At 48.9% G+C, this 23,129-nt stretch carries 25 protein-coding genes; 15 read left to right on the top strand and 10 right to left on the bottom strand.

What is annotated here, in order from left to right:
- The first annotated feature begins 186 nt into the window (after nucleotides 1–186).
- From M3212_RS13390 to M3212_RS13370, 5 genes are all read left to right on the top strand, one after another.
- Nucleotides 187–768: a sigma-70 family RNA polymerase sigma factor gene (locus M3212_RS13390; RefSeq protein ID WP_285874391.1), complete on the top strand. Its 582-nt coding sequence runs from the start codon at nucleotides 187–189 to the stop codon at nucleotides 766–768.
- A complete protein-coding gene (locus tag M3212_RS13385; RefSeq protein WP_251194473.1) occupies nucleotides 765–1,448 on the top strand; it encodes a DUF3600 domain-containing protein in 684 nt (227 codons plus the stop codon). Before M3212_RS13390 ends, M3212_RS13385 begins: the two co-directional genes overlap by 4 nt.
- Before the next feature lie 172 nt (nucleotides 1,449–1,620).
- Complete coding sequence (locus tag M3212_RS13380; protein WP_251194472.1) at nucleotides 1,621–2,598, top strand: ring-cleaving dioxygenase; 978 nt, start codon at nucleotides 1,621–1,623, stop codon at nucleotides 2,596–2,598.
- Nucleotides 2,599–2,816: 218 nt separating this feature from the next.
- Nucleotides 2,817–4,262 (top strand): alanine/glycine:cation symporter family protein, encoded by a 1,446-nt coding sequence (locus M3212_RS13375; RefSeq protein ID WP_251194471.1) that lies wholly within the window; start codon nucleotides 2,817–2,819, stop codon nucleotides 4,260–4,262.
- A 471-nt stretch (nucleotides 4,263–4,733) separates the two neighbouring features.
- Nucleotides 4,734–5,354, top strand: coding sequence for a hypothetical protein (locus M3212_RS13370; protein WP_251194470.1), 621 nt, complete (start codon nucleotides 4,734–4,736; stop codon nucleotides 5,352–5,354).
- Here the strand turns inward: M3212_RS13370 and M3212_RS13365 are convergent.
- Complete coding sequence (locus M3212_RS13365; RefSeq protein ID WP_251194469.1) at nucleotides 5,344–6,126, bottom strand: TatD family hydrolase; 783 nt, start codon at nucleotides 6,124–6,126, stop codon at nucleotides 5,344–5,346. The genes M3212_RS13370 and M3212_RS13365 overlap by 11 nt on opposite strands.
- A gap of 90 nt (nucleotides 6,127–6,216) precedes the next feature.
- On the opposite strand from M3212_RS13365, the gene M3212_RS13360 reads away from it, so the two are divergent.
- The 3 genes from M3212_RS13360 to M3212_RS13350 all read left to right on the top strand — a co-directional run bounded on the left by M3212_RS13360 (nucleotide 6,217) and on the right by M3212_RS13350 (nucleotide 7,392).
- Nucleotides 6,217–6,444, top strand: coding sequence for a hypothetical protein (locus tag M3212_RS13360; RefSeq protein WP_251194468.1), 228 nt, complete (start codon nucleotides 6,217–6,219; stop codon nucleotides 6,442–6,444).
- A 106-nt stretch (nucleotides 6,445–6,550) separates the two neighbouring features.
- A complete protein-coding gene (locus tag M3212_RS13355; RefSeq protein WP_251194467.1) occupies nucleotides 6,551–6,946 on the top strand; it encodes a hypothetical protein in 396 nt (131 codons plus the stop codon).
- A gap of 74 nt (nucleotides 6,947–7,020) precedes the next feature.
- Nucleotides 7,021–7,392: a hypothetical protein gene (locus M3212_RS13350; RefSeq protein ID WP_251194466.1), complete on the top strand. Its 372-nt coding sequence runs from the start codon at nucleotides 7,021–7,023 to the stop codon at nucleotides 7,390–7,392.
- Between the two features lie 131 nt (nucleotides 7,393–7,523).
- Here the strand turns inward: M3212_RS13350 and M3212_RS13345 are convergent, their stop codons facing one another.
- Entirely contained in the window at nucleotides 7,524–9,113 is a 1,590-nt protein-coding gene (locus M3212_RS13345) for a Vga family ABC-F type ribosomal protection protein (RefSeq protein WP_251194465.1), read from the bottom strand.
- Between the two features lie 442 nt (nucleotides 9,114–9,555).
- Between M3212_RS13345 and M3212_RS13340 the strand changes: the two genes are divergently transcribed.
- Nucleotides 9,556–9,888, top strand: coding sequence for a toprim domain-containing protein (locus tag M3212_RS13340; protein ID WP_251194464.1), 333 nt, complete (start codon nucleotides 9,556–9,558; stop codon nucleotides 9,886–9,888).
- Between the two features lie 87 nt (nucleotides 9,889–9,975).
- Here M3212_RS13340 and M3212_RS13335 read toward each other — a convergent pair whose 3' ends face one another.
- A complete protein-coding gene (locus M3212_RS13335) occupies nucleotides 9,976–10,815 on the bottom strand; it encodes a manganese catalase family protein (protein ID WP_251194463.1) in 840 nt (279 codons plus the stop codon).
- 233 nt (nucleotides 10,816–11,048) lie between these two features.
- Entirely contained in the window at nucleotides 11,049–11,942 is an 894-nt protein-coding gene (locus tag M3212_RS13330; RefSeq protein WP_251194462.1) for a LysR family transcriptional regulator, read from the bottom strand.
- Nucleotides 11,943–12,108: 166 nt separating this feature from the next.
- Between M3212_RS13330 and gdhA the strand changes: the two genes are divergently transcribed.
- Nucleotides 12,109–13,491, top strand: coding sequence for an NADP-specific glutamate dehydrogenase (gene gdhA, locus M3212_RS13325; protein WP_251194461.1), 1,383 nt, complete (start codon nucleotides 12,109–12,111; stop codon nucleotides 13,489–13,491).
- Between the two features lie 174 nt (nucleotides 13,492–13,665).
- Nucleotides 13,666–13,824: a hypothetical protein gene (locus M3212_RS13320; RefSeq protein WP_251194460.1), complete on the top strand. Its 159-nt coding sequence runs from the start codon at nucleotides 13,666–13,668 to the stop codon at nucleotides 13,822–13,824.
- A 164-nt stretch (nucleotides 13,825–13,988) separates the two neighbouring features.
- Here the strand turns inward: M3212_RS13320 and M3212_RS13315 are convergent, their stop codons facing one another.
- Nucleotides 13,989–15,356 (bottom strand): NAD(P)-binding domain-containing protein, encoded by a 1,368-nt coding sequence (locus M3212_RS13315; protein WP_251194459.1) that lies wholly within the window; start codon nucleotides 15,354–15,356, stop codon nucleotides 13,989–13,991.
- A gap of 92 nt (nucleotides 15,357–15,448) precedes the next feature.
- Nucleotides 15,449–15,895 (bottom strand): MarR family winged helix-turn-helix transcriptional regulator, encoded by a 447-nt coding sequence (locus M3212_RS13310; RefSeq protein ID WP_251194458.1) that lies wholly within the window; start codon nucleotides 15,893–15,895, stop codon nucleotides 15,449–15,451.
- 95 nt (nucleotides 15,896–15,990) lie between these two features.
- Here M3212_RS13310 and M3212_RS13305 point away from each other — a divergent pair, with 95 nt between their 5' ends.
- From M3212_RS13305 to M3212_RS13295, 3 genes are all read left to right on the top strand, one after another.
- Complete coding sequence (locus tag M3212_RS13305) at nucleotides 15,991–16,491, top strand: N-acetyltransferase family protein (protein ID WP_434084053.1); 501 nt, start codon at nucleotides 15,991–15,993, stop codon at nucleotides 16,489–16,491.
- A gap of 73 nt (nucleotides 16,492–16,564) precedes the next feature.
- Nucleotides 16,565–17,068: a DUF2243 domain-containing protein gene (locus M3212_RS13300; protein WP_251194457.1), complete on the top strand. Its 504-nt coding sequence runs from the start codon at nucleotides 16,565–16,567 to the stop codon at nucleotides 17,066–17,068.
- A complete protein-coding gene (locus M3212_RS13295) occupies nucleotides 17,068–17,892 on the top strand; it encodes a cytochrome c oxidase assembly protein (protein WP_434084052.1) in 825 nt (274 codons plus the stop codon). Before M3212_RS13300 ends, M3212_RS13295 begins: the two co-directional genes overlap by 1 nt.
- On the opposite strand, the gene M3212_RS13290 is transcribed toward M3212_RS13295, so the two are convergent.
- From M3212_RS13290 to M3212_RS13275, 4 genes are all read right to left on the bottom strand, one after another.
- Nucleotides 17,889–18,065, bottom strand: coding sequence for a hypothetical protein (locus tag M3212_RS13290; RefSeq protein WP_251194456.1), 177 nt, complete (start codon nucleotides 18,063–18,065; stop codon nucleotides 17,889–17,891). The genes M3212_RS13295 and M3212_RS13290 overlap by 4 nt on opposite strands.
- A 13-nt stretch (nucleotides 18,066–18,078) precedes the next feature.
- Nucleotides 18,079–18,999: a LysR family transcriptional regulator gene (locus M3212_RS13285; protein WP_251194455.1), complete on the bottom strand. Its 921-nt coding sequence runs from the start codon at nucleotides 18,997–18,999 to the stop codon at nucleotides 18,079–18,081.
- Between the two features lie 144 nt (nucleotides 19,000–19,143).
- Nucleotides 19,144–20,571, bottom strand: coding sequence for a YfcC family protein (locus tag M3212_RS13280; protein WP_251194454.1), 1,428 nt, complete (start codon nucleotides 20,569–20,571; stop codon nucleotides 19,144–19,146).
- 1 nt (nucleotide 20,572) lies between these two features.
- Nucleotides 20,573–21,763: a M20 family metallopeptidase gene (locus tag M3212_RS13275; RefSeq protein WP_251194453.1), complete on the bottom strand. Its 1,191-nt coding sequence runs from the start codon at nucleotides 21,761–21,763 to the stop codon at nucleotides 20,573–20,575.
- Nucleotides 21,764–22,034: 271 nt separating this feature from the next.
- On the opposite strand from M3212_RS13275, the gene rocF reads away from it, so the two are divergent.
- Nucleotides 22,035–22,934 carry an arginase gene (gene rocF / locus M3212_RS13270; protein ID WP_251194452.1) on the top strand — a complete coding sequence of 300 codons (900 nt, stop codon included), beginning with the start codon at nucleotides 22,035–22,037 and terminating at the stop codon, nucleotides 22,932–22,934.
- The last annotated feature ends 195 nt before the right edge of the window (nucleotides 22,935–23,129 follow it).

The following is a 23,129-nucleotide window of genomic DNA, read 5'->3' as shown; positions in this document are numbered from 1 at the left end:
ACTGAGACTCATCCGGATTTAATCTATTCTTTGTACGCATAAATAAACACCAACCAATATAGTTTATACGTCTATTATAACGCACTTTTGCGATTGGTGTTGTTTATTCCGTCTAAGAAAAAAAACGAACGAAATCGACCCGTTCTAACCAATATGAAATGACAAAAGAAAAAGGAGGGGAGAGCCTTGGATGACGAGCAGCAGCAGTTGGCGATATTGATCGGCCAAATCCGAATGGGAAGGCAGGAGGCATACAGTGATTTGTATGAGCGCACTGTCCAAGATGTGTATAAAAACGTTCATTTCCTGGCAGACAATAAAGCGGATGTCGATGATATTGTACAGGATAGCTTTATTCAGGCTTTTAAAGCATTGGACAAATTTGAGATAGAGCGGCCGTTCAAGCCGTGGCTGCTTGGGATTGCGATTAAGAAGGTTCACGCATACCGCCGCAAAAAATGGATGAGGCTGCGGACGATAAAGCGGGCAGAGGAACAGGCAATAGGTAATGAACATTTTCTGTTTCATCAGGCGGATGAGAGGCTGGCTAACGATGATTTATTTCGTTCGATTGAACAGCTACCATTTAAGCTGAAGCAGGTTGTAATCCTCCACTATTTAAACGATTATTCTCAGGAGGATGTTGCCGGCATTCTCGATATCCCAATCGGTACGGTGAAATCCCGGGTTCATGCAGCATTGAAAAAGCTGCGGCAAAAAGAAGAGATCAGACAAAACGATGTTGAGAGAGTGAGGAATGTTCAATGAATACAGAAGAGCGTATCCGGCACGTCCTGAAGACAAAGGCAGAGGGAGTGGAAGCGCCGGCGGAGTTGAAAGAGAAAGTACTGCGCCGGGCGGGAGTAAGTCGGAAGTTTCCAAAGCGTGTTGCCAGTTTGCTGCTGGCGGCGATCATAATTTTGCCGACTAGCGCGTTCGCCTATCAGATCTTTCTCGCCGACGATGTTTACGGCTCATTCGCAAACGTCCAAAAGCATATCGCCGGATTTACAATGGAAAGCTACTTGCTGATTGATGCCAAGTTGGCGCAGGCCAAGGGTGTACTCGGTCAGGAAGAATATGAAACATTTAAAGAGCTGGCGCGTTCGATTGTCGCCGCAAAGATGGAGTATGGCGATCCCTATGGAAACATCAATTACGACGAGCTGCCAGCTGATCTATATGTAGAAGAAAAAGCGACTTTATTAGCAGCACAGCCTTATTTTGACCGTCTGAACGGCCTTCCTGTACTGGAATCATTGCTGACAGAGGCAGAAATGGATGCCTATATTGAGGCGGTGATGAAGCACCAGACGATTATGGCGAAAAGTGGCATTAATACAAGTGAGGGAATCGGGCGGGAGCAGATTCCGGCTGAGTTGCAGGCTGAGTATGATCAGGTTAGGGCCACGCTGGATCATGTTCACACCTTGCAGGTTGGTTATTAGCTTCAAATGAGGCGGAGGTTTCGTCCTGTACAAAGCGAACAGGAAGCCCCCGCTTCTTTGCTCATTTAAAATCAAGTGCAGATCCTCGTTCTTGTTCCTTCAGGTTGACAGAAAAAAACAAAAGCAGTATAATTATTTCAAATTCGAGATAAATGACATGGAGGTAATAGAGATGAACGAGCTAAAAGGGGTGCATCACGTTACAGCAATTACGAGCAGCGCGGAAGAGAATTATCAGTTTTTTACGTACGTGCTTGGCATGCGCCTCGTAAAGAAAACCGTCAACCAGGATGATATTCGAACATATCACCTGTTTTTTGCCGATGATACAGGAAGTCCGGGAACGGATATGACATTCTTTGATTTTCCGGGAATTCCAAAAGGTTCTCATGGAACGAATGAGATTTCAAAAACATCATTCCGTGTTCCGAGCGACGCGGCGCTTGATTATTGGGTAAAGCGTTTTGATCGGCTGGAAGTGGAGCATACGGGAATTAAGGAGCAATTTGGTAAAAAGACGCTGTCATTTGTTGATTTTGATGATCAGCATTATCAGCTTATTTCAGATGAAAACGACTCCGGTGTAGCATCCGGTACGCCTTGGCAAAAGGGACCGGTTCCGCTGGAGTATGCGATTACAGGTCTGGGTCCGATCTTCATCAGAATCGCAAACTTTGATGCTTTTAAGGAGCTGCTAGAGAAGGTGATGCTGTTTAAGGAGATTGCTGAGGAAGGTTCTTTCCACTTGTTTGAAGCAGGGGAAGGCGGAAACGGGGCGCAAATCATCGTCGAGCATAACACGGTGCTTCCTCAGGCTCGTCAAGGCTTCGGTACGGTTCACCATGTCGCATTCCGGGTCGAGGACCGAAGTGTGCTGGAGGAATGGATTAACAGACTGCCCCGCTTTGGTCTGCAAACATCAGGCTATGTCGACCGGTTCTTCTTTGAATCGATGTATACGCGGGTTGCGCCGCAAATCTTATTTGAGCTGGCGACGGACGGCCCGGGCTTTATGGGCGATGAGCCATATGAGACGTTGGGAGAAAAGCTTTCCCTTCCGCCGTTTTTGGAAGGAAAACGTGAGCAAATTGAAAGCATCGTCCGGCCGATTGATACGGTACGCAGTACAAAGGAATTTGTGAAGGAATAAGGAAGTGGAAAAATTTCTGTCCAGTCTATGGAAGTAAAACAGCCGGTCTGAAGGACTTTCTGAAAATCGTAAGAATAGGCGGTCCAGATCGCCGATCCGAGTTATCCCGAAAACCTTTTTGGGATAACTTTTTCTTTTGGAAATAAAATGGTTTAGTGAGTAGAGAAAGCGGGAAAAAATAAAATGGGTTTTTTACGTTGAATGGAAAGGATGAGGGGATGGACGAGTGGTTTTCAACCGATACGTGGCTGGCTGAATGGATAGGCATAGGTAATGACATTCTTTGGACATATGTGCTCGTAGGCTTTCTTTTGCTTTTGGGGCTTTATTTGACGATACGAATGAATTTTGTTCAGTTTCGTTTGCTGCCGACGATGATTCGTGAACTGATTGCAGGAACGGATCGGACAGCATTTAAGCAGAGAAAAGGGACGACCCCGTTTCAGGCGTTTGCGATCAGTACGGCGGCGCGCGTCGGTACAGGAAATTTGGCCGGGGTGGCGATCGCGATCTCGGTTGGCGGACCTGGAGCGATATTTTGGATGTGGATCGTTGCCTTGATTGGGGCGGCGACCGGATTTGTCGAAAGTACACTGGCGCAAATGTATAAAGTAAGAGATAAGGATGGCTTTCGCGGCGGACCGGCCTATTATATGGAAAAAGGACTTCGCTCGCGGGGGATGGGGATTCTTTTTGCAATTTTGATGATTCTCTGTTTTGGACTGATTTTCAACGGGGTGCAGACGCATACGATTTCCGATGCTTTTGCTGGAGCCTATGATGTAAATCCGGCTGTTATTGGCGTCGTAATTGCCGTATTGATGGCTTTTATCATTTTTGGCGGTGTGCGCCGGATTGCGGTTGTCGCTGAAGTGATTGTACCAATCTTTGCTATTACATATGTGATTGCGGCTTTAATCATTACTTTTATGAACATATCTCAAGTACCGGCTGTGTTTGCGATGATTTTTTCTCATGCTTTCGGCCTGGAGGAAATGATCGGCGGTGGAATTGGGGCGGCGATTATGAATGGCGTTCAACGGGGCCTGTTTTCCAATGAAGCGGGAATGGGGAGCGCGCCGAATGCTGCTGCGACGGTCTACGTCAGTCATCCAGTCAAGCAGGGACTGATTCAGTCATTAAGTGTGTTGATCGATACGATCGTAATTTGCAGTGCGACGGCCTTTATTATTTTGCTGACAGATGTGTATACAGTTGGGGAAATGGAAGGGATACAATTGACGCAAACCGCATTGGCTGTTCATATTGGCGAATGGTCGACGATATTTGTGACAGTGGCCATCTTTTTCTTCGCTTTCAGCTCTCTGCTTGGAAACTATTATTACGGGCAGGCCAATATTGAATTTATAACTGAAAAGCCGGTGTATCTACTGTTATTTCGTCTCGCCTTTCTGGCGATGATTATCGTCGGGGCGACTAGTGAATTGGAGATCATCTGGTCGATGGCCGACCTCTTTATGGGCTCGATGGCTGTTGTCAATTTAATCGCTGTCGCTCTGCTCGCGCCGATCGCCTTCAAGGCGCTGAAGCACTTCCAGGACCAGGCTCGCAACGGGATTGACCCTGTTTTCTACCGCGACAGCATTCAAGGTGTCTCTAATCTGGAAAGCTGGGATGATCAACAGAAGGAGAAAAACGAATAAAGGCGAAATGCCATATGTGATTTACAGTCATGCCTCGTCTCGAAATCAGAGACGAGGCATTTTTATCTGCTTTAATGTATGGAATTGGATTGATCAAATGGTATCCTTTAAGATAGAAAAGATTACCTCACTTCAAACAGAAGTTCCAGAATTAGAAGAGCATGAAAGGACAATGCCAGTATGGAAAATGTCGGGGTGAATGCGACACTGGGGGAAGTATAGATGAGTTGGAAGCATAAGCACAGATCTATTGGCCGTTTTAGGGTGTACCAAAAGAAAAGTAATTTTTTGGTACACCCTTTGTTCAATGATCTAGGGGAATGACAAGGAGGGGCACTGGCTCTGCACGTTACGTTCTCGCTGAAAGAACCCCGCTTTCATCGAGAACAAAGATCGTTGTAACGGCTCCGCACAGTGCTTCTAAGAAAAGCCGCTATGCGGTTTTCTTAAAGAAAGGAGCATGTACTTACTATGAAAGAAACATATATCTGGTATGCGAGCTATGGCTCGAACTTGAACAGGGAACGTTTTATGTGCTACATCGAGGGAGGCAGGCCGAAGGGATCTGAGAAGACGGAAGTTGGCTGCCGGGACAAGACCCCTCCTCTTAAGGAAGAGACCGATATCATTCATTATCCGCTTTACTTCGCCAAACGTTCAGGCCGGTGGCAGAAGCAGGGAGTGGCCTTTATCGGCTTGGATGAGGAGGAGGATGCCCAGACGTTCAGCAAACGCTATTTGATTACAGCAGAACAATTTCATGATGTTGTCAAACAGGAGAATAACGGCGTTGAACTGGAGCTGAACTTTGATGAGATCATTAACGGGCGCTATCAAAAAGTGCGGGAATCATGGTATGGAACGATTATTCATCTTGGACAGCATGACGGCATTCCGGTTTTCACGTTTACGGCTGACTGGGGGCTGGACGTCGCGTTCACGAAGCCTTCTGTGCCATACGTCTCAATGATCATCGAAGGATTGAAGACCATTGACGGGCTGCGCCATGCTGACATTATGAACTATTTACTCACAAAGCCGGGGATTATCGGCGAATACACAAAGGAAGAGCTTGAGCAGCTTATGAGGTGAAGCATGACTTAAGCTGGTAGCAGCTTTGCGTATTGTGGACGGTTTGTGAGCGGATGGTGCTTTCTGTTGTGTCAAAAAGGGCGGCGAGCTGCTGGATGACAGACTGAAGCAAAAGCGGTGTCGTCTCCTGACCGTAAAAGGGACCGTCATAGCGCCACGGGCCGTCTGTTTCGATCAGTAGTTGCCGGGCTGGCACGAGGCGGGCCAGTTGCTGGTCACGCTGGCGGTAGCAGACTTCCGGGGTCAGTGAAATGTAGTAGCCGGCAGCGGCTATTTGACGGACGACAGCTGGCGGAGCCTTCAGCCAGTGAAAATGCGCATTGGTGATGCCCTTCGCCTGCAGCAGTTGGAGCATGGGCGCAGCCTTATCATGAACAGCATGGAGGGCAACAGGTAGTTCGTGCGTGACCGCATCATCCAATACCTGTCCGACAAAGGTAAGATGGTCTTCAAGCTGGTCCGGCAAATTCGCCAGTTCATAATGCGGGAGGCCGATTTCTCCGATTGCCGTGATCTGGGAACGCTCTGTTTGCAGCAGTCTTCGCCACTCCGCAAAATCACGGGCACCGGGCAGCGGAAATTCAGGATGGAAGCCAATGCAGGCGTGGACAAAATCGGGGAAGCGCTGCTGCAGTGTCAGCGTCTGATAAGAGGAAGCCAGATTTTTGGCAACGGCAATCACACCGGTTATTCCCGCCTGCTGCCAGCGCTCAATCTGCTCCGTCAGCGTTTGTAATGGATAGTCGTCCAGGTGAATATGGGCATCAATCATGGCGTTCGCTCCTTTTTTCTAGCAAGAGTGCTCCTTTATTGTACCAATTTTGGTAAGATGGAGAAAAGAGTGGAGTAGGAGGAGCGTTACTTGAAAAAGAAAAAGCCGCTGTTTTTTATCATTGTGCTGGTCGCTCTTATCGTCCTGTTACATGCTACGCCGGGGCTTGCTTTGCGGACGCATGTGTTTATGCTTGGCTACCCGAAGGCCGCTCTCGCGTCAGGAATTGTCGATGATGACTACCATAATCGCGTCGATCATGATTTTTTTTTCGTCGATCAATGCCAGAGCTTATACATTAACGGAGCCGCCAGTTGAAAAAGCAACACAAGGTGAATTGAGGAATTTTCTTGTCCGCCAAATCGGCTTTTTCTATATTGCTGAATATTATGGCGAGACGTAGAAGGGAGAGGAGGGCGATTTATTGAAAAGGTGGCTACTGTATGTAGTGATTACGGTTTTAGTGCTGGTGGCAGGCGTGTACGTCTTGAAAAGCTTTGAGGAAAAAGCAGCCTATGAATCGTTTCTTTCAGAGCAGCTTGCCAACGACCTTTCCTGGCTCAGCTATTATCTCGTCATAAATCAGCAAATGTATGAGGAAATCGGCGCAAATCAGGCGATTGCCCCGGGCCAGTTGGAACAGCTTTCCGAGCAAAATTCATTTATTGCCGGAACAGCGCAGTCCTATTTGCAGCTGGGCATGAACCTGAAGGCTGACCTACCCGAAATAGGGAAGAATGGTATTGTCAATAATGCATCACAGATTGGGTTTTATAAGATATTCGAGGAAGTGCGTCGGCTTCGCACGTTACACGGATGACTGAAAGAACCCCGTTTGCAGTCATCCTCAAAAGATTGTAACGACTCCGCACGCCGCTTCTAAGAAAAGCCGCTGTGCGGTTTTCTTATGAGCTGGGAGAGCGCGAAGGGATTGAGCTGGTTGTTGACGGTGAGTGGTCCTCACCTTATGCTCTTCGGGAGGAGCCGCTCAAGTTAACAGAGCAGGAGCTTGAACATGTTGCTTTCATTCACGAGTTAAACCGACTATGGTTCGATTTTATCAGTAGGGAAATTGAGGCTGTAGGTGAGGATGGCGTTGATGATACTTTCTTTGACAGCATTGATCCGGTAACAGCTGTTCGTGATCAACAATGGCTTGAACTGCTTATACAGTTAAACGAGATCACCGCCGCTTTCCTGACATCGATTGAAGGCAGTCCTGAGGATATTGGGATTTTGCTTCAGCCAGCGGAAGAGCGATCATGAGAAAAAAGAGTATCTTCATATCATTAGGATGACTTGCAGCCCGTTGTGAGAAACCGTTCACAACGGGCTTTAACAGGTGGGGACTGGGTAAAAATACAATCTTTTTACCCAGTCCCTTTAAAAAGTCTCCTTTACGCCTTTGCGTCATCTCTTTTAGCTGTTAAGCGTCGTTTTTCCTGCAAAAGCCGTTGGAATTCTGCCTCCAGCTCATCCGATGATTCAAGGCTGAGGCGGCTGAGCACCTCGGTAATTTTTTGCTCGATGACGAGCAGCTCGTCGGCGTCGGATGTGGACGGCGGTTTTACCTGTACCTCCCGATAATCGTGATAGCTCCCATCAAAAGCGGCAAGCGTCCGATTCTCAATAATGAGCAGGCGGGTGGCGATATTGGCGACAAATTGTCGGTCATGCGAGACGAAAATGACCGTCCCGCTGAATTCCTTTAGCAGGCTCTCGAGCGCTTCGACCGATGCAATATCGAGATAGTTCGTCGGCTCATCCAGGATGAGCGCCTGACAGCCGCTTGCCAGTAGTTTGGCCAGGGCGACTTTCACCCGTTCGCCGCCGCTTAAGACGGAGACCGGCTTCAGGACATCCTCGCGAAAGAAGAGGAGGCGGGCAAGCATCGTCCTGATGAACGATTCCTCATAGGGGGAGTTCTCGCTGACATTGGCTAAAACCGTTTGGCCGGTGTCGAGCGTCGACAAGTTTTGGCTGAAATAGCCGACGCGGATTGAGGGTGAAATCGTAATACCATCGGCCCCGCTGATCATTTTTTTGACGAGTGTCGTTTTGCCGCTTCCGTTGGCCCCGAGGATTGCCAGCTTATCACCGCCGCGGATATAAAAGCTCGTCTTTTTCCAAAGAGTCCTGCCACCAACGACACCCTCGACTTGTTCAGCGCGGATGATGATTTGCTTTTTGAGCGCCGGTTCATCCGCAGCTTGCATGCTGATTGTTGGCAAATCTTTCACTTTTTCCACCTTTTCCAGCTGCTCGATCCGCGTTTCGATCGCTTTGGCATTTTGCTGAAGCTTTTTCTGCTTTTTGGCGAAATAAGGCTTTGCTCCGGTGATTTTCGCTTCAGATGCGCTGACCTTCTTCGGCTTTTTCGTAGCGCGGGCCGCTTTTCGTTCTTTTTCCTTCAAGGCTTCTTCCAGCTGCCGCTTCTTTTTCTGATATTGCTCATAGGCCTGCTGCTGGCTGCGGCGCTGGAGCTCCTTCTGTTCGGCGTAATCTGAATAGTTGCCTTTGAATTCCGTCAGCTGGCCATCTTCAATTTCCCATATCTTTGTACAGAGAGCGTCGAGAAAGGCGCGGTCATGGGAAACGAGAATAAAGGCTCCCTGCCAGTCACGCAGAATTGATTCGATCCATTCAATATGGGCGGTATCGAGGTTCGTCGTCGGTTCATCGGCGAGCAGTAGGGCGGGGGCGGCGGCCACAGCTTCCTGGATATAAGCCTGGGTGACTTCACCGCCGCTTTTATGCGTGTTCGTATGTTTGAGCTGGGGCAGGAGCCGTCTTGTTGCGCTGGCCTTGATCTGTCCCTCGTCTGGCTGGCGTTCGCCGGCAAGGGCGCGCAGGAACGTTGTCTTGCCGCAGCCATTTCGTCCGACGAGCCCGATCCGGTCTCCGGGTTCTATCTGCAACCGCTCAATATCAAGTAAAAGGCGATCTTTCGCGTACAGCTTTACATGTTGTGCCTCGATCAAATGCATATTCTCATCTCCTTTTCAATCGGTCGGGAGACAAAAAAAGTCTCCCATCTGCTGGACAGAATAGGAGACAGCCCGGTATACGGGTGTGGTCAGCGAAAAAAACGAGCATGATCCCATACCCGTTTTTTGGCTGGGAGCCCATATGCTGAAGCTAATCCTATTCTGAAAACAGCGTTGCGAAGACGGTAAAAAAGCAGACTACTCCCACTGCTATTCCTGTCTTCCAATAACTTGTTTTCGATAAAATAGGATTAAAACTTCATTGTCGTAGGCTCACCCTTTCACTTGTGTTAGTTTTACTTTAAAGAAGATTGCCGCCGCTGTCAACCCACTGTACAACAGACAGACAACCTCCTGTTCAACACTTGATCTGCTGGCTTGTTAGGATCGGCAGGCTGCGGCATACTAGGAGTATGAACAACGCGAGCAAAGGGTGAGCCGGATGGTGGAGAAAGTGTTGATCGTGGAAGGAACGAATGACAGGAAACGGGTAAAGCGGGTGTTAAATGAGCCGGTAGATGTGATTTGTACCTATGGGACATTAAGTGTCACAAAGCTTGAGGATTTGATTTTGCCGATTGAAGATAAGGATGTCTACATATTAGTTGATGCTGATGAGGCCGGGGAAAGCTTGCGGAAACAGTTAAAGCGGGAGCTGCCAAATGCTACTCATTTGTACACCCAGAAAGAATACGGGCAAGTCGAAACGACCCCGTTAGGATACCTCACTGGACTGTTAAGAGGATATTTTAAAGTAAAAGAGCCTTACAAATGAAGGTGAGAATACAAGCGAAGGCTGGAATAGAAGAAAGCTGAGCCAAAAGGGCTTTTCCCTTTTGGCTCAAGCTCTGCAGGTGCTGATTTATTTCTGTACTTTTTTCTCATCAAGGTCATGATGCAGTTCGGTTGCCGGTACTGGAGGGTTTGGTGCTTGTCCCTTTGGCACCGGTTCGGCAATATAGACGAATTCTCCGCTTCCATCGGGAGCGCTGCCCGTTGCCCAGCGGCCCTCGGAGGAAGCATCCCCTTCCGATAAACTCCAGAATTCATAGGCCTCCTGTTGAGCTTCCTGTTCGGCCTCCGGCGGGAAGGAAGCTGGGACGACAATGCCTTTCTTTTCTTCCAGCTCTTCAATCGCCGCAAGCCATTGGTATTGATGATAGCGGTCGCGGGCGAGCATTTTGCGGAACGTTTTTCTGACGCCTTCGTCTTTTGTCATATGATACAAACGGGCAACCTGAAGTCTGCCCTGGCTTTCGGCATGCAGGTTGGAACGCATGTCGGCCAATAAATTACCGCTGGCCACAATGTACGCCCCGTTCCAAGGAACGCCGTTTGAGTTGGTCGGCATCGCGCCAAGCCCGCTAACGAGCAGATGCTGCGGGTTTATTCCTCCCATAATCGCTGCTGTAGCCGGGTCCTTCGCCACTTCTGCCTGGTCTTCCGGAGAAGCGCCGTCGAGCAATTGGCTAATAAGAGAACAGAGCATCTCAACATGTCCGATTTCTTCAGTGCCGATATCCATCAGCATATCTTTGTATTTCTCCTCGCCACGGCAATTAAAGCCTTGGAAAAGATATTGCATCATGACGGTCATTTCACCGAACTGACCGCCGAGCACCTCCTGAATTTGCCGGGCCAGCATTGGATCCGGACCTTCCACTTTCACTTCAAATTGCAGTTCTTTTTGATGTCGAAACATAAGAATAAGCCTCCTTCACTGTTGTCGGTTTTGCAGGTTAAAGAGGGTTTTGACTGCAGTCAGTTGTCCTCCTGTAAGACATGTTGCTGAGCCGGCATGTCTTCTGCTTTCTTTTGTTACCCGACTTGGTAAAGGTGAAACAAATTCTTGCAAAACAAGTCAAACGACCCATTTGATCGCTGGACTATGGTAGAACATAAATCACAGCATAATTCAACATCAGGCTGCTCTTGTTACGAGCCCGCTTTATAGAACGAATGAATGAAGTTGTAAAAGAGCGTCTCCGTTGGCAGCAGCTCGCGGTCAACGGGTGTCACGACGCCGATCGTACGCGGGATTGAGGGATCGACAATCGGGATTTTTACGGTTGAGCGCGGGACGTTGTCGAGCATCGTAACTTCCGGGATGAGCGAAATGCCAAGTCCGGCCGAGGCCAGTCCCTTTAACGCATCGACATCATCTCCTTCAAAGGCGACGGTCGGTTCAAAGCCTTCTTTCACGCAGGCGGAAACGATCATATCGCGAAAAACAAGCCCTTTTGACAGCAAAATTAACGGCTCCCCTTCAAGCTGATGCAGGCGGATCGCCGAGCGGCCGGCGAGCGGGTGAGTGATCGGCACGAGGGCCACGATGTTTTCCGTAAACAAAATTGAGCCGTTGACGCGCGTATCTTCAGTCGGTACGGGACCAACTAAACCCATATTAAAATCGCCATTCATCACTTCCTCAATGACAGTGCGATAGCTGCTCTGTTTCAGCTGGAATTTTGTATCGGGGTATTGCTTACGGAAAGCCGAAATCGCCATCGGCAGCATATAGGCAGCCAAGCTGATTGGAAAGGCGATCCGCACCGTTCCTTTTTCCGGCTCGAGCTCTTCGGCAATCTCCCGCTTGGCCTGCTCAATCAGCCTCATCGCTTTGCTCATTCGCGCATAAAACATCCGCCCCGTCGGAGTTAGCCGCAGGCGTCTTCCTTGCCGGACAAACAGTTTTACGCCTAATTCCTCTTCCAGATTGGCGATTTGCCGGCTGATCGCCGACTGAGCGACAAGCAGACTTTCAGCCGCCTCTGTCATATGTTCAAGCTTGGCAACCTCCATAAAGTAAAGAATCTGTCTAAACTCCACGCGACCTCTCCTTTCATTGATCTCAAAATGAGATTGATTTCATCTTTTATTTATATTGTTACGATTATTGTAACAGTATAAAATGAAATTAAAATAAAAATATTCGGAAATCAGAAATTAAATATAGATAGAAAGAAAAAAGTCGGAGAGAAGGGGATTCCTTAAGATGAATGTGACGAAAGAGAACGAGACTAAGCAAGTAGAGCTTGCGAAAAATTATGTTGATAAAGTATTTTCGAAAGTAGAGCGGCAAAATGGTCATGAAAGTGAGTATCTTCAGGCGGTGAAAGAAGTATTTGACTCACTGGTCCCTGTCCTTGCTGACGAACCGCGTTATATTGAGGAAAATGTGTTAGAGCGGATCGTAGAACCGGAACGGGTTATTATGTTTCGTGTCCCGTGGGTTGATGACCAGGGACAGGTGCAGGTCAACCGCGGCTACCGCGTACAGTTTAATAGCGCATTAGGACCTTATAAAGGCGGACTTCGTTTTCATCCTTCCGTTAACCTAAGTATTATTAAGTTTTTAGGGTTTGAACAGATTTTCAAAAACTCGCTTACAGGACAGGCGATCGGGGGAGGAAAAGGGGGATCCGACTTTGACCCGAAAGGAAAGTCAGACCGTGAAATCATGCGGTTTACACAAAGCTTCATGACCGAGCTTTCCAGACATATAGGCACCGATATTGACGTGCCGGCCGGTGATATCGGCGTCGGCGCACGGGAAATCGGCTTTATGTTCGGCCAATATAAAAAGCTTCAGGGCGGCTTTGAAGCCGGCGTGCTGACAGGGAAAGCGGTCAGCTATGGCGGCAGCTTGGCAAGACCGGAAGCAACAGGCTATGGCGCGGTTTACTTTGTGGAAGAAATGATGAAGGATCACGGACTTAATTTTGCAGGACGTACCGTAGTTGTATCCGGCTCGGGCAATGTTTCGATTTATGCGATCGAAAAGGCGACAGAGCTTGGGGCGAAGGTTGTCGCCTGCAGTGATTCAAATGGTTACATTTACGATCCGGACGGCATTGATCTTCAGACCGTTAAACGTTTGAAGGAAGTCGAAGGAAAGCGGATCAAGGAATACGTCGACAGTCATCCTGGTGCTTTCTATACGGAAGGCTGTGAAGGAATCTGGACATTGCCATGTGAGATCGCGTTGCCTTGCGCGACGCAAAATGAAATTGATGAGGCTGCGGCGGCGCAGATGGTGGCAAACGGTGTTCTCGCTGTCGGTGAGGGAGCGAATATGCCTTCCACTCTCGAAGCGATCAGTGTATTCCACCAGAATCAGGTGCTGTTTGCTCCAGCAAAAGCAGCCAATGCCGGCGGAGTGGCAGTATCGGCTTTGGAAATGGCGCAAAATAGTGCCCGGATGTCATGGACATTTGAAGAGGTCGATCAGCAGCTGAAGAAAATTATGATTGATATTTACCACAACAGTGTGGCCGCGGCGACGAAGTATGGAGAGCCACGCAATCTTGTGTTAGGAGCCAACATCTGCGGCTTCGTGAAAGTAGCCGATGCAATGTTAGCTCAAGGTGTTGTGTAAGTAACGCATAAGCCGAATCGGCAATAGTCAAATCCTGGAGAGAAGTGAATCTCTTCTCTCCAGGTGACTATCAAACAACCTGCTTAAACCCGAAAGACTTTTTCGCGACGACATAAAAATGGAAATGATACTGAATTAAAAAGACTGATTATTCTGAAAAAAGAGGTGATAAGTGTGAAACAAAACTGGGATGAATGGCAGGAGAAAGTTGTCAGCGAGGAATATGTAAAGCCGGAACTGCTCGAAGAAAAGATCAAACGCAAGAACAAAGAAGCAAAGCAAAGACAACTCGCCTATTTCCAAATGAAGGTCAAGACAATCGCGAGTAAATGAAGGTTGAAAAAACTCCCTTACCTTAACGGTAGGGAGTTTTTTTGTGAGAGAATAAAATATAAGATTTCCGGGTTGATTCGAGGGAGGGCGGCTTCGCACGTTACGCAGATGGCTGAAGAAAGCCCGTTTTCAGCCACCTTTAAAAGATGTATTGGCGCTTGTCTCTAGCTGCAGCAGTCCGCCTGACTGTCGTTTACCGGAAGGGTAACACGACAGACGCCGGTTTCCGGCAAATCAAGCTCGACCTGTCTCGCGGCGTTGATATCACCGCAAAGGTAGGCGGTAATTGAGCGGATTTGTTCATAGCCGGTTGCCATTAAGAAAGTCGGAGCGCGGCCGTAGCTTTTCATGCCGGCGATATAAAAATTTTCCTCCGGCTGCTTTAGTTCCCGTTCTCCGTGAGGTCGAACTGTTCCGCAGCTGTGCAAGTTCGGATCAATGAGCGGAGCAAGTGCGGCGATGCTTTCTGTCACCGGGTCGATGTTTAGCCTGAGTTCGCGCAGAAAGGTAAAATCGGGCCGGCTGCCGGCATTGACGATGATTTCATCGATTTGCCCGATTGTTGTCCGCTGCTTGTCGACTAGAGCGTGGATTGTCACTGTCCCGTTCTCCTTTTTCAGCTCTTGAATATAGCAGGAAGTTTTGACGTCGATCAGGCCGGAGTCAACAAGCTGGTGGATGCGGGTGCCGAGCTCGCCCCGGGCTTGCAACGCATCCTTTTCTTCGCCGCCGTATGCCTGCTCAACCTGTTCCTTACGCATCAGCCAGATAATATCGGTTGCTGGTGCTGATTCCTTTAATTTGGCGAGATCGAGCAGGACATTTAAGGCGGAGTGCCCACTTCCGACGATGGCGATCCGTTTGCCACGGTAACGCTTTTCGTCTTTACCGGTAACATCAGGAATGCCGTAAGCGAGATGAGAGGAAAGAGTACGCTCCTCCTTCGTCCAGACCTGATCGGCATAAGCGGGATTAGGCTGCCCCCAGGTGCCGGTTGCGTCGATTACAGCCTTTGCGTGGTAACGCTTCGTCCGGCCCTGTTTATTTTCGCTATAGATCACAAAAGGAGACTGACCGCGCTTCGCGTTTTTCATTTTATCGCTGTTTTGTTTGCTGATTGCCGTTACTCGTGTATCCAAGTACAGATATGGCTTGATTTCAGGTAGGGCGGCGAGAGGCCGCAAATAGTCCTCCACAAGCTCTTTACCAAGGGGGAGAGCATCTTTGTCCGGCGCTCTCCAGCCGTGCCTGGAGAGCAGCTGTGCCGAGATTTTATCGATATTGTAGCGCCATGGGGAGAAGAGGCGGACATGGCCCCACTGGAGAACGTGGTGACCAATGTTGCTGCCTGCTTCAAACACGAGAAATGGTTGACCGCGGTCGGCTAAATGAGCGGCGGCGGCAAGTCCGACAGGTCCTGCGCCGATAATTGCGATCGGAAGGGGCGGGTCTGGCTGGATTGTTCGTTCTTCAGAGAGCGGTTGTTTGATCGGCTCACAGCAACTGTTTGATAAAGGGATCTCGATTTTCATTTTCAAGCTCCTTATAATTTAATTGTAAATTGCAAGTATATAAAATGGGTGTCAAACACCCAGGCTTAGCGCTTCTGACTGCTTCTGTTCTGCTACATTAAAGGCTGGCAGCAGACGGTTGCTTTCGCCATTGCATCGTTTAGTCGCTTGATCGAACGGAGAACAATTTCTTTTTCAAATTCATTCATATCAGAAAAGACTTCTTCTAAATAAGCATTCATTCGTTCGTCGATCATTTTTACCATCGAGGTTCCTTTTGGTGTCAGGGAGAGGATGGCCACTCGTTTGTCCTGCTCGGCAGGGGTTTTCTGAACGAGATTGCGCTTCATTAACGTTTGAATTTGCCGGCTGAAGGTTGTAATGTCCATTGCTAGTGTTTCGGCGATTTGCTGCATAGACGGTTCGTGTTGTTTATCGATTTCGTAAAGGATATGACTCTGGGCGAGTGAGAGGTCAACGTCGCCGATGGAGCAGCAGTTTTTGTCGAGAAATCCGAAGCGTCTTGTCATCGTTTGAAATAATTCTCTTTTGTTTTCCATCTTCCACCTCCTATAAAAGGTTATAACCTATTTATTTGTATTTTGCAAGTATTGTATACTTAAGTTAAGGAACTATTTTGAGAGGAGACATTCAAGTGAAGATTGTGATCCGGACAATGAAACGGGATGATTGGGAACAGGTGCGAGCGATCTACGAGGCAGGAATTGAAACGGGAAAGGCGACCTTTGAAACGAAGGTACCTGAGGCATATGACAACTGGCTTAAGGAAACGAATCCGGCCTGCTGTCTGGTCGCAGTGCAGGAGCAAACGATAATTGGCTGGAGTAAGGCTTCTCCTGTGTCCGAACGTTGTGTTTACGCGGGCGTCGGGGAGGTCAGTGTTTATGTCGAAGAGGAAGCGCGCGGTTTAGGCGTCGGTGCCCGTTTGCTGCGGCAACTGATCATGGTAACAGAAGAAAACGGCTATTGGACATTGCAGGCGTCTATTTTTCCGGAAAATGAGGCCAGCCTTTCTTTGCATAAAAAGAATGGCTTTCGAGAAATCGGCAGACGGGAACGCATCGCCCGGCTTAATGGAATTTGGCGGGATACAGTGCTGTTAGAGAGACGGAGCAACAGAGTCGGACTTGGATAAAGTTGTTTATTACAGCTATTTTTGGGTAGAGTAAGAAAGGAGTTTTTAATCGGGTTGAAAGTGAGCGATTACTATGAAAAAAAGGATAAATCAAGATGAAGCAGGCGGGAATGCCTCCCCGCGCTATCGTGCGCGGAACCTGTGGTCAGGGATTTTGTTTGGACTTGGTCTAGTCGCGTTTGTGGACGAGGCGGTCTTTCATCAGCTGTTGCATTGGCATCACTTCTATGATAGAGCAACAACCGAAATTGGCTTAATCTCAGATGGGCTCTTCCATGCCTTCAGCTGGTTTGCGACGATCGCGGGTCTCTTTTTGTTCGCGGACTTGCGGAGAAGAAATGCTTTATCCCGCGGAATATGGTGGGGCGGTGTACTTGTTGGCGGCGGGGGATTCCAATTATATGACGGCATTATCCAGCATAAGTTGATGAGGATTCACCAGATCCGCTACGTTGACAATGTGATCGTTTATGATGTGATCTGGAATGTGCTGGCACTTGTGATGATTGCCATCGGCTTGTTGGTGCTTCGCCGATCAAATAGACAGGACACGACAGAAAGGAAGGTTCAGGTCTGATGCAGGATGCACATTCCTTTCATCACGGCCACGAAATGCCTGGTGTACATGTTGAAATGGCCCTGCTTGCGCAGCTTCTGCTGGCATTGCCGTTCGTGCTTGCGCTCCTTTTTTATGTCAGCGCCGTGTACGTTACGAATCGCCGTTTTAAACGCTGGCCGCTTCATCGAACCGTTTTATGGATCGTCGGAGTTGGATGTGCCTTAGCAGCGGTAATCGGTCCATTGGCGGAAAGGTCGCATCATGATTTTGCGGCTCATATGACCGGTCATCTGTTTTTAGGGATGCTGGCTCCGCTGCTGATGGTGCTGGCCGCCCCGATGACATTAGCGCTGCGCTCGCTGTCCGTGCCACGGGCCCGCGCTTTATCGAGAGTGTTAAAAAGCCGCCCGGCCCGGTTTGTCAGTGATCCGGTTGTGGCGACTCTACTCAATATCGGCGGGCTGTGGCTGCTCTATACGACTAATTTGTTTAACGCGATGCATGATTCGCTATTGCTGCATCTGTTTATTCATCTTCACGTCTTTCTCGCTGGTTATCTGTTTACTGCAGCGATCATTTCAATTGATCCGGCTCCGCACCAGGCAAGTGTGCCGTACAGGGCTGTCGTCCTGCTGCTTGCCTTGGCAGCGCATGGGATCCTCGCAAAATATTTGTATGCCTATCCGCCGGATGGTGTACCGCCTGCCCAGGCCGAGGCAGGTGCGATGCTGATGTATTATGGCGGGGACTTGATAGATGCTGTTCTCATTTTTCTATTCTGCGCCCAGGTGTATCGCGCAACGAGGCCGAGAGCGGCAGTGGTCGAATCAGCGCCTTACTAAAACAGAAGATAGTTATAAAAAGCCGGCCACTCGTGGAAAGAGAGTAAAGCTCGCGCCATTCGTGAGGTCGGCAGCTCGGTCTGCTGGGCTTCATCTTGTAGCCGGCCGTAAGCGATCATGATTGCCGAATGAAGCGGAAACCAGAGAGGAGCAGTCCACTTCCTTTTATCCATTTTGTCTTTGCCATCAGTTCTCTTCTCTTTTCTCGCCAGGGATGTTTTCGGAAAAATAGGTCATTAAAAACGATAAAAAGGTTTCCACCGCCCGCAGCGTCAGGCTGTTTTCGCGATAATATACCCACATGCGCCGCGAAGCAACAGTTCCATCTTGAAAGCGAAGCGGCTGAAAGGGGAGATGAGCGTGCTGAAGCAAAAAAAGCTTCGGAACGATGGCGAAGCCAAGTCCGGCATCGACCATCCGGACACAGGTCTCATAGCTGTCCACTTTCATGAAAGCTTTTGGTTCATCGGTAAAATGCTCTCCCCACCATCGCTTAATCATATCCTCAATCGTGATCTTTGTATGATTGGGAATCTGGGAAAGATAGTCAGACTCCTGAAAACAGATTCTCGGTTCGTCAGGGAGGGAGGCGAGCGTGATAGGCGAGTTTGAGACAATACCGATGTGATCCTCATGGAGCAGCTGCTTCTCGCCCGTCCAGGCAAAATCCCCGCGGACAATCGCCAAGTTAATATCACCGTTCTGTAATTTCTTGAAAATCTCCGAGCTCATCCCGGAATGGATATAATATTGGATCTCTGGATGATGGCGGTGGAATTGACTTAACAGAGGAGGAAACAGCGAATTGCACACATAGCTGTTCACGCCGATACGGAGGTTTCCAGCGTTAGCCAGCTCGCGCAGCTGATCCTTTGTTTCGCGCAGCAGTTGCAGCTGTTTACGGGCATAATGAATCAGGCAGCGGCCTTCAGGCGTCAAAGTTGGTGTTTTGCCTTCGCGGTAAAATAAGTCAATGCCAAACTCTTCCTCAATTTGTTTGATGCGGTAGGCGAGAGCCGGCTGCGTTGTGAAAAGGCGCTTGGCTGCCTGTGTAATATTCGGCTCATGTTCTAAATAGGTCAGCATTAAGCAATCTTTCTCATTCATCTATCTCGTCTCCTTTTTCTCATTATAGACGAAGACCGGAAAGGAAAGAAGAGCGACCGCTCCCAAGCTCAGAGTGGCCGCTCTTCTCAATACTATGCAGTGGGTGAAGCCACTCCGTTTGAAGCCAATGGGCGGGCTTACGCCTTACTGATACTGAATCAAATTGGCAATGACAACCATGATGCCGCCGAATACGATCCAAATTAGCGTGAGAGGCCAGAAGAAGCGGAACCATTTTTGAAAGGCGATTCCTGAGACGGCCAGTGCTCCCATTAACGTGGAAGAAGTCGGGTTGATCAAATTGGTGAAGCCGTCGCCGAGCTGAAACGCAAGCACGCCGGTTTGGCGCGTGACGCCGAGTAAATCACCGAGCGGGGTCATGATCGGCATCGTAATCGCCGCCTGACCGGAGCCGGATGTAATAAATAAATTAACGAATACTTGGAAGAAATACATACCGAGCACCTGGAAGGACCCTGGCATTGTATCAACGACAGTGGAAGCATAAAAAACGATCGTATCAATAATAGCGCCATCTTCCAGAACGACGATAACCGCTCTGGCCAAACCGATCATTAAAGCGCCCATCACGATACTTTTTGCTCCTTTTACAAATTCCTTCGATATTCGGCTTGGCCCGTAGCCGGAGACAAGTCCAGCCACAATCCCCATCGCTAAGAAGAGCGAGGAAATCTCAAGAATATACCATTCATGAACGGAGTCGCCCCATAGCAGAACGATTATTCCGAGCAGAAAGACGGAGATCGCCATCATATGTTTTCCTGTAATTGCTGAATCGATAGCAACACCTTCGACGTCAGGCTGCTTTTGTTCGACCTCCAGATCATAGACAAGACTGTTGCGTTTATCCTGTTTCACTTTATTGGCGTAACGAATAATATAAAGCGACGTAATGATCAGCAGCAGAACCAGAATAATCGCACGCAGCCACATTCCGGAAAACAACGGAACTTCAGCGATCGACTGGGCGACACCGACACTGAACGGGTTAAGCAGTCCCGCGGTAAAGCCGATGTTGCTTCCTAAAATCACCATCGCCGTTCCGGTGATGGCATCATAACCGAGCGACCGGGCGATGAGAATCCCAATCGGCACGAATACCATTGATTCCGTGCTCATTCCCATTGTAAAGCCGCCGACGGAAAACAGCGCTAAAAAAGCGGGAATGACAAAGGCCGATCGTTTCGAAAACAAACTGGTTGTCCGGCCGGTAACTGCGTCAATCGCTCCTGTCGACATAATGATCTGAAATGTACCGCCAATGATTAAAATAAAGAAAATAATATCGCTTGAATCATTAAAGCCTTCAACGATCGAAACAGGGAACAGGAGCGGATTAAATGGGGAAGCTTCGGCTTCTTCATAGCTTCCCGGCACGACGACAGTCCGCCCGGAATTGGCGTCCTCCGCCCGTTCAAACTCACCTGCCGGGATGACATAAGTGAGCAGGGCAGCGAGTAAAATGATCATAACGAGCAAGACATATGTGTGGGGCATGACGAGAAACTTTCGCCATCCGCTTCTCGCCCCGGGTTGCTTCGGTTCGGACATATTAGATTCCTCCTTTAGTGGATAAAGTCGCGGCCAGCTCTTCTTTGGCCTGCTCGGCCAATTCCGGCTGCTCAAAAACGTCATAAGCTGTTAAGGCGAGCGCCGTTGCGGCTTGCAGTAATCCCTGTATTCCTTCTTCTGATTTTGTCGCCTCAGTAAAAGCCGGCGTGTGCGTAATCGCCTCGCCGATTTTAATATAAGGGTGAATCGTCGGTACGAGCTGACTGACATTCCCGATATCCGATGATCCAATTCCTGATTGGATGTCGGAAGCATCGACTTCAACACCAATTGCCTCTAAATTATCCTTGAATAAATGACCGAGCACGCGATTGTTGATCCGTTCTGCATAGGTCAGTCCTTCCTCCATCGCGCATGTCGCCCCGATGGCTTCCGTTGAGCTGGTAATCGCCTGATAGACACGCTTCTTAACGAGCGCAAGCTCTTCCCGCGTTTTCGCTCGTAGAAGGAAGCTCGCCTCACAATGATCGGGGATAATATTGGTCGCGTCTCCCCCTTTGCGAATAATGCCGTGGACGTTTGCTGATTTATGCAAGGCAGGCAACAGCTGTTTGATCGCAGCAAAGCTGTGCAGCATCGCGTCGAGCGCGCTGATTCCTTGATCGGGGTTAGCAGCAGCATGGGCGGACTTTCCTTTAAATGTAATATCAACATCGACGCAGGCTAGACTGCCGCGGAAAATCATTGTCTTATCGCGGGGATGGCACATTAACGCGGCATCGGCATCGTCAAACCAGCCGTTTTCCGCCAGCAAAATTTTCCCGCCACCTTCTTCTTCAGCCGGAGTGCCGAGTACGATCAATTTTCCGGCAATATCGCCCAGCGCCTGTTTAAGCGAAACAGCAGCGCAGACAGCTGATGTACCGATGATGTTATGGCCGCACGCATGACCGAGCTCAGCGAGAGCGTCATATTCTGCTAAAAGGACAATCGTCGGCCCGCTTTTTGTTCCCTTCCACTCAGCATAGAAGGAAGTCGGCAGCTCAGGCAAGAGTTGACGCTTAACCGTGAAGCCGGCCTCTTCAAGCGGCTCAGTCAGCCACTGACTCGCCTGAAACTCTTCAAAGCTAAGCTCCGGATGAGCATGGATTTTCAATGATAAATCAATCCACTTTTGTTTATTGGCGTCAATTGTTTCCTTAATTAATGTTTTTTTCGGATGCAGGTTCATCGTTGTCCCTCCTGAATTATGATAATTTTCAGTATATTGAATGATGAAATAAATGAAAAATAAAAATCTTTATGCGTGGTATAAAACTTTTTGATGTCAGGTTATATCGTGAAAAAGTTGTTCCTTTCAGCGGACGATAGTATATATGATAGATACAAATAGAGAAACAATTCAATCCGTAATAGGGAAATATTATGGTGGAGCAGAGAGAGAAATTGTTGGCACGGTAATTGCATTGTAAGGGTGAAGTGAAACGAAGGGGGAAGCGACAATGAAAAAAGAGCAAACGATATCGGTGATTGGGATGCCGATGGATTTGGGACAGAAGCGGCGCGGGGTCGACATGGGGCCAAGTGCGATGAGATATGCAGGATTGATAGAGGAGCTGGAGAAACTAGGCTTTAACGTGCGTGACTATGGCGATATTGCGATTGACCGGCCGGGCGCCGATGACACGCAGGAATTAAGAAATATAAAGGAAGTCATTGAAGCAAGTGAGAAATTGCAGCAGCAGGTAACGGCGATTCAAGAGAAAGACAGTTTTCCGCTCATTCTCGGAGGAGACCATAGCATGAGCATCGGCTCGATCGCCGGAATTAGTAAGCGCTATAAAAACCTTGGTGTCATTTGGTACGATGCCCATCCTGATATGAATACCGCTGAAACGTCGCCATCCGGGAACATTCACGGGATGCCGCTCGCCGTCAATTTAGGCGTCGGCCACCCGAAGCTGACAACGATTGGTGGCTATGCGCCAAAGCTGAAGCCGGAGAACGTTGTCATTATCGGGGCGCGCGATATTGATGAAGGGGAGCGCGAAATGATTAAAAGGCTGGGGATTAATGTTTTTACGATGCATGAGGTGGACCGTCTCGGCATGCAACGGGTAATGGAAGAAACGATCGCCTACCTGGCGGAAAAAACGGACGGCGTTCACCTCAGTCTCGACCTCGACGGACTTGACCCGCAGGAAGCGCCGGGTGTCGGGACCCCTGTACTTGGTGGACTGACCTACCGCGAAAGCCATCTTGCCCTGGAAATGCTGGCCGAAGCAGAGCTGATCACCTCAGCCGAATTCGTCGAAGTAAACCCGATCCTCGATGTCAAAAACCACACAGCCGACGTAGCCGTCGCCCTCATCACCTCCCTACTAGGCAAAAAACTAATGTAGGAGGAACGGAGTCAAAAGTGCTTTTCCTTTTGAATCCGTTCCGAACAGCGTGTGGAGCCGGCGCAATGTTTTAAAGGTTAGAAGGAAAGTGGTTTTCTTTCCTTCTGGCCGCGCGCCGGGCGGAGTCGCTACGGGTTTTAAAAGCCTCAAGAGGAGCGGGTTTCTCCTCTTGAGGCGAGTAGCGAGTGAAGCCAT

The sequence above is a fragment of the Halalkalibacter oceani genome, from assembly GCF_023715705.1.
Taxonomy (GTDB): Bacteria; Bacillota; Bacilli; order Bacillales; family Bacillaceae_D; genus Halalkalibacter; species Halalkalibacter oceani_A.
The sequence above is the reverse complement of the archived record's forward strand: the minus strand, read 5'-3'. Positions and strand labels throughout refer to the sequence as shown.

Bases quoted from the DNA above. Each gene is read 5' to 3' on its own strand.
- M3212_RS13300 (WP_251194457.1), top strand. From the start codon at position 16,565: ATGAAAAAAAGGATAAATCAAGATGAAGCAGGCGGGAATGCCTCCCCG.
- M3212_RS13275 (WP_251194453.1), bottom strand. From the start codon at position 21,763: ATGAACCTGCATCCGAAAAAAACATTAATTAAGGAAACAATTGACGCC.
- M3212_RS13315 (WP_251194459.1), bottom strand. From the start codon at position 15,356: ATGAAAATCGAGATCCCTTTATCAAACAGTTGCTGTGAGCCGATCAAA.
- M3212_RS13385 (WP_251194473.1), top strand. From the start codon at position 765: ATGAATACAGAAGAGCGTATCCGGCACGTCCTGAAGACAAAGGCAGAG.
- M3212_RS13340 (WP_251194464.1), top strand. From the start codon at position 9,556: ATGGTGGAGAAAGTGTTGATCGTGGAAGGAACGAATGACAGGAAACGG.
- M3212_RS13295 (WP_434084052.1), top strand. From the start codon at position 17,068: ATGCAGGATGCACATTCCTTTCATCACGGCCACGAAATGCCTGGTGTA.
- M3212_RS13310 (WP_251194458.1), bottom strand. From the start codon at position 15,895: ATGGAAAACAAAAGAGAATTATTTCAAACGATGACAAGACGCTTCGGA.
- M3212_RS13345 (WP_251194465.1), bottom strand. From the start codon at position 9,113: ATGCATTTGATCGAGGCACAACATGTAAAGCTGTACGCGAAAGATCGC.
- rocF (WP_251194452.1), top strand. From the start codon at position 22,035: ATGAAAAAAGAGCAAACGATATCGGTGATTGGGATGCCGATGGATTTG.
- M3212_RS13285 (WP_251194455.1), bottom strand. From the start codon at position 18,999: ATGAATGAGAAAGATTGCTTAATGCTGACCTATTTAGAACATGAGCCG.
- M3212_RS13280 (WP_251194454.1), bottom strand. From the start codon at position 20,571: ATGTCCGAACCGAAGCAACCCGGGGCGAGAAGCGGATGGCGAAAGTTT.
- M3212_RS13380 (WP_251194472.1), top strand. From the start codon at position 1,621: ATGAACGAGCTAAAAGGGGTGCATCACGTTACAGCAATTACGAGCAGC.
- M3212_RS13290 (WP_251194456.1), bottom strand. From the start codon at position 18,065: ATGGATAAAAGGAAGTGGACTGCTCCTCTCTGGTTTCCGCTTCATTCG.
- M3212_RS13335 (WP_251194463.1), bottom strand. From the start codon at position 10,815: ATGTTTCGACATCAAAAAGAACTGCAATTTGAAGTGAAAGTGGAAGGT.
- M3212_RS13375 (WP_251194471.1), top strand. From the start codon at position 2,817: ATGGACGAGTGGTTTTCAACCGATACGTGGCTGGCTGAATGGATAGGC.
- M3212_RS13365 (WP_251194469.1), bottom strand. From the start codon at position 6,126: ATGATTGATGCCCATATTCACCTGGACGACTATCCATTACAAACGCTG.
- M3212_RS13370 (WP_251194470.1), top strand. From the start codon at position 4,734: ATGAAAGAAACATATATCTGGTATGCGAGCTATGGCTCGAACTTGAAC.
- gdhA (WP_251194461.1), top strand. From the start codon at position 12,109: ATGAATGTGACGAAAGAGAACGAGACTAAGCAAGTAGAGCTTGCGAAA.